This window comes from Candidatus Glassbacteria bacterium, from assembly GCA_019456185.1.
Classification (GTDB): domain Bacteria; phylum Gemmatimonadota; class Glassbacteria; order GWA2-58-10; family GWA2-58-10; genus JAJRTS01.
Window position 1 is genome coordinate 102,700 of the sequence record VRUH01000009.1, and the last position, 3,792, is coordinate 106,491.

Here is a 3,792-nt window from a genome sequence, read left to right on the forward strand (position 1 = left end):
CCGGCTGTCAGCTACGTGCCGGTGGGCAATACCCATTCGTATTCGATCCTGCTCAAGCTCAATCCGCCGGCCCTTTACGCTGACCTTGCCGCCCGCTACGAAATCGAGCGTCGCGACAACGGGGGCGAGGAAGGACAGGGATGGAGCATCTGGGAGCGGCTGACGGAATACCAGCTCAAGCACAGCGACGGGCAGGCGCCGGCTCCGGTGGCGATCTACTACAACAACACCGACAGCCTGCTTTCGCCGGGAACCACTTATAAGTTCCGGGCCAGGGCTGTCAGCCGCTGGGACGTGGCCGGAGACTGGAGCGATATCACCGCGATACTGCTCACCGAGGACTCCACCGGTCCAGACCAGCCGGTGATCTCGGTTTACGAGGAGACCGGCAGCGTGCGGATCGAGATCTCGGAGCCGGCTATCGGCGGCGGACCGTGCCCGGATTTCAGCCACTTCATCATCGAGGGCAGCCAGGAGGGGGGCCAGTGGCAGGAACTCGACCCCCACTGGACAGGCACCGTGTTCATCCATACCGGCCCCGACAGCGACCTGGAAACCGACTGGGAATACAGGGTTACCGCGGTGGACCACAGCGGCAACGCCAGTCCTGTCAGCGCGGCGAGCGGAGCAAAGAAGAAAAAGAAAGCCAATACAACTTTCTTAGCTGATTCGGTGGTGTCTACACTCGGCCAGGTGTCCACGAATGAAACCGCGATAAGTCAAAACGCCGATGCGATAGTGTTAAGGGCAACAGAGACTTACGTTGACGGTCAGGATACTACCCTCCAGGGCCAAATAACGGTCAACGCCGGTAATATCAATCTCAAGGTGAGCAAGAACGACGTTATCAACCAGATCAATATCAGCACCGAGGGTATTGATATTACGGGACGGACAATCGTATCAGCCGGGTCGGGTTCCAGGGTGGAGTTTTTTCCCGATGAGAATACGGGATTTGTGGCGATTGATAATGCCAGCAACGAGGTTTTCAAGATATTGGTCGGCGGCACGGACGTTGGGGACGTGATAATCGGGGATACAAGTGGCAATTATATTAAATGGGACAAAAGCGCATCACTGTTAATAGTGAACGGCGTTTTCGATGCGGACAAAGGGATTAGGACGCAAACCGTCAGCAGTAATTATATGTGGATGTACTACCGTTCAGAGTATGGCATGAATAGACATACGCTGGATTTTTGGGCCGATTTGGATTGGCTGGGCGGTATTTTCATGGACACAAACTCCACCGCAGAAACGCAGTTGAGATTAGATAAGGCCGGTCAAGCCGTCTGGCTTCAAGCCTACTATGACAGGATTGAAATAGACGGCGACAAAGTATTGAGTACGCGGGGCGCTCATGTAGCGGATGCCGACGGCACTCTTGCAGATATAACAACTCAATTCAATCTGTTGTTGACAAGGCTTGAACCCGGCGGGCATGGCCTACTCGCTGCCTCATAATGCGGAGACACCATGAACTATGACGAACTGATCAAGAAGAACAAAAGCCAGTTGCTGGCGCTACGCGGGCAGCGCCTGGAAGCCCAGAATGCCTTGGATTCAGTATTGGCCGAAGAACACCGCACGGAGGGCCGGATTCATCAGTTGATCGAATTGAAACAACTGGCCGCGCGGGAAGCCGCGGACATACCCCCAGATAACGGAGAATAGCACATGGCCGGAACGCTGAAAATGTATAAAGAGGTGACGCTTGATACTCAGGTGGCTGATGGAGCGAATCGACGGGATGGTGGCCGAGTGACCGGGAGGCTGGGGACAGTGGATGACCTGCTCCGCGCCAGGCTGGATGAACTTCGCCGCCAGCGCGCCGAGCTGGAGGGCCGCCACGTCGAGCTGCAGCAGATGCTCAACCGGACCGCCAGCGATTACGTGCGCACCGGCGGGGCGCTGGACGAACTGGAACGTCAACTGGAACTGGTGCGGGATCAACAGAATCCGCCGCAAGGGGCGGAAGGAGGGAGCAATTGAGCGTACTCAGATTGTACAAGGACGACACGCTGACCTCGATGGTCAGTATCGCCGGGGAGTTCTCCAACCCGGATGAGGAGACCAGCCTGGACGGCACCAACGGCGAGACCGCGGTGGCCGCGCTCTGGGTGGCGGTCGAGCAGTCCACCCTGGCCGCGGATATCGACGACACCACCCAGACCGTAACCCTGGCCGCGGACCGGTTTGCCGATACAGACTACCCGGTGCTAGTGGTTGGCACGGAAAAGATGCTGATCACTTCCGGGTTCGGCACCTCGACCCTGACAGTCAACCGGGGCTACAACAACACTACCGCGGCCTCGCATACCACCGGCGACCCTGTCCGCGTAGCCTACGACAGCAGCTCGATCACGATCGACTGCGAGGACAACCAGGGGGCGGACGAAAGCGGCTGGGTCACCTACTGCGACGACGATGGCGGCGGCAGCCCGGACGGTGTCTGGGAAGCTCCGCACTCGCTGAGCAACCTCACCGTTGACCAGAACGCGGCCATCCATCGGCGGGTCGTGGTGCCCGCCAGCACACCGGCGGCTTTCAAGCAGGACCTGGTTCACCGGCTGGCGGCAACGATTAACGAGATTTCCTGAGGAGGCAGCAGCCATGCAATTTATCACCAGCGTTGCCGCTAAAGTGGTCAAGGCCAACGCCACCGTGCTCGACGGCGCCCTGGCCCAGGGGGCGACTACTGTTGTCGTGGCCCATGACGTGTTCACAGCCGTGCAGAGTGTCAGGATCGGCGAGGAGCAGATCACCCTGGGTTCGACTTCCGACAATCTCACATTCACCGGCTGCACACGCGGCGCGGCAAGCACTACCGACACGGATCACGCCGACGGCCAGGAGGTGCTGGACGCCGATGGCGCCGAACTGCTGAGCCATACGTTCGATGGCTCCACTTATCTCTCGGCGATCCGGATCAGCGCCAACGTACAGTTTACCTGCGGGATCGAGCAGGACGGGACCCTGCGTTACATGCCGCGCTCCTCGCACTCGCAGATGGAACTGATTCTGCCCACCGCCCGCTACCAGCCCGCCGGCTCCTCGATCCTGACCCTGCTGGCCTGGTTGCGACGCGATGAGGCCGAGGAAGCTGACTTCAGCGCGGAGATGCAGAGCTGATGCGCTACGACGGCAGCGATATTCTGTTCGAATTTTTCTTCCAGCCCGGCTATACGATCGACTGGGTCAGCGAGGACAGCAGCTTGCGCCTGGACGTGGAATCGTCGGCGGAGTCCTCCGGCGGCATAGGCTTGCGGATATTCACCGTGGAGCTCGACAGCAACGACCTGCGCCTGGCAATCGAGTCCTCGGTTTCCTCCGGGTTCGACACCGTATTCGCCGTCCAGGCAATCAGCATTTCCGAGATCGGCCTGAACGTAGAAAAAACCGGCTGGCTGGACAGCGGCATCAGCCTGGAGCTGACCGCCGCGAACTCGGCCGCCGACTATCAGGCATTGTTTCATATCAGGGAAGAAGACTGGTTTACCAACTGAGGGGAGACGCGATGAGGGGAATAAAAAAAATTGTCCTGGTTCTGCTGCTGGGCCTCTCGGCCGCGGCGCAGGCCCAGTACATCGGAACATCCAGGCCGCTGGGCGCTCAGGAAATGCTCGACAGTCTGTCCGCCAGGCTCGATACCGCCAGGTTTTCCGCAGACAGCCTCCGGCTCGACAGCCTGGAGGCCGCCAGCGCGACTGAGGATACGGACCTGCACACCAGGATCGATTCCGTGAGGGATAATCCGAGTGGGGGCGGTAGTGGTGGCGGGGTCGTCTGGTG

7 protein-coding genes (1 of these 7 only partly in view) are annotated in these 3,792 nt (G+C 59.4%); all 7 read left to right on the forward strand.

Features of this window, described 5'->3' with window-relative positions; translation table 11 throughout:
• On the forward strand, window positions 1-1,464 hold the 3' end of the coding sequence (locus FVQ81_05470; protein ID MBW7996017.1) for a fibronectin type III domain-containing protein. The gene continues 2,979 nt to the left of window position 1, outside the view; only the last 1,464 of its 4,443 coding nucleotides appear in the window; its start codon lies beyond the left edge, outside the window; the stop codon is at window positions 1,462-1,464.
• Window positions 1,465-1,476: 12 nt separating this feature from the next.
• Window positions 1,477-1,674 carry a hypothetical protein gene (locus FVQ81_05475; GenBank protein MBW7996018.1) on the forward strand — a complete coding sequence of 66 codons (198 nt, stop codon included), beginning with the start codon at window positions 1,477-1,479 and terminating at the stop codon, window positions 1,672-1,674.
• 3 nt (window positions 1,675-1,677) lie between these two features.
• Window positions 1,678-1,992, forward strand: a complete 315-nt coding sequence (locus FVQ81_05480; protein MBW7996019.1) for a hypothetical protein — start codon at window positions 1,678-1,680, stop codon at window positions 1,990-1,992.
• Window positions 1,989-2,600 carry a hypothetical protein gene (locus FVQ81_05485; protein ID MBW7996020.1) on the forward strand — a complete coding sequence of 204 codons (612 nt, stop codon included), beginning with the start codon at window positions 1,989-1,991 and terminating at the stop codon, window positions 2,598-2,600. The genes FVQ81_05480 and FVQ81_05485 overlap by 4 nt, the downstream gene beginning before the upstream one ends.
• A 13-nt stretch (window positions 2,601-2,613) precedes the next feature.
• Entirely contained in the window at window positions 2,614-3,132 is a 519-nt protein-coding gene (locus tag FVQ81_05490; GenBank protein MBW7996021.1) for a hypothetical protein, read from the forward strand.
• Complete coding sequence (locus FVQ81_05495) at window positions 3,132-3,506, forward strand: hypothetical protein (protein MBW7996022.1); 375 nt, start codon at window positions 3,132-3,134, stop codon at window positions 3,504-3,506. The genes FVQ81_05490 and FVQ81_05495 overlap by 1 nt, the downstream gene beginning before the upstream one ends.
• Window positions 3,507-3,517: 11 nt before the next feature.
• Window positions 3,518-3,792, forward strand: a 275-nt coding sequence (locus FVQ81_05500) for a hypothetical protein (GenBank protein MBW7996023.1), incomplete at its 3' end; no start/stop codon positions are given.

Bases quoted from the DNA above. Each gene is read 5' to 3' on its own strand.
- FVQ81_05475 (MBW7996018.1), top strand. From the start codon at position 1,477: ATGAACTATGACGAACTGATCAAGAAGAACAAAAGCCAGTTGCTGGCG.
- FVQ81_05480 (MBW7996019.1), top strand. From the start codon at position 1,678: ATGGCCGGAACGCTGAAAATGTATAAAGAGGTGACGCTTGATACTCAG.
- FVQ81_05490 (MBW7996021.1), top strand. From the start codon at position 2,614: ATGCAATTTATCACCAGCGTTGCCGCTAAAGTGGTCAAGGCCAACGCC.
- FVQ81_05495 (MBW7996022.1), top strand. From the start codon at position 3,132: ATGCGCTACGACGGCAGCGATATTCTGTTCGAATTTTTCTTCCAGCCC.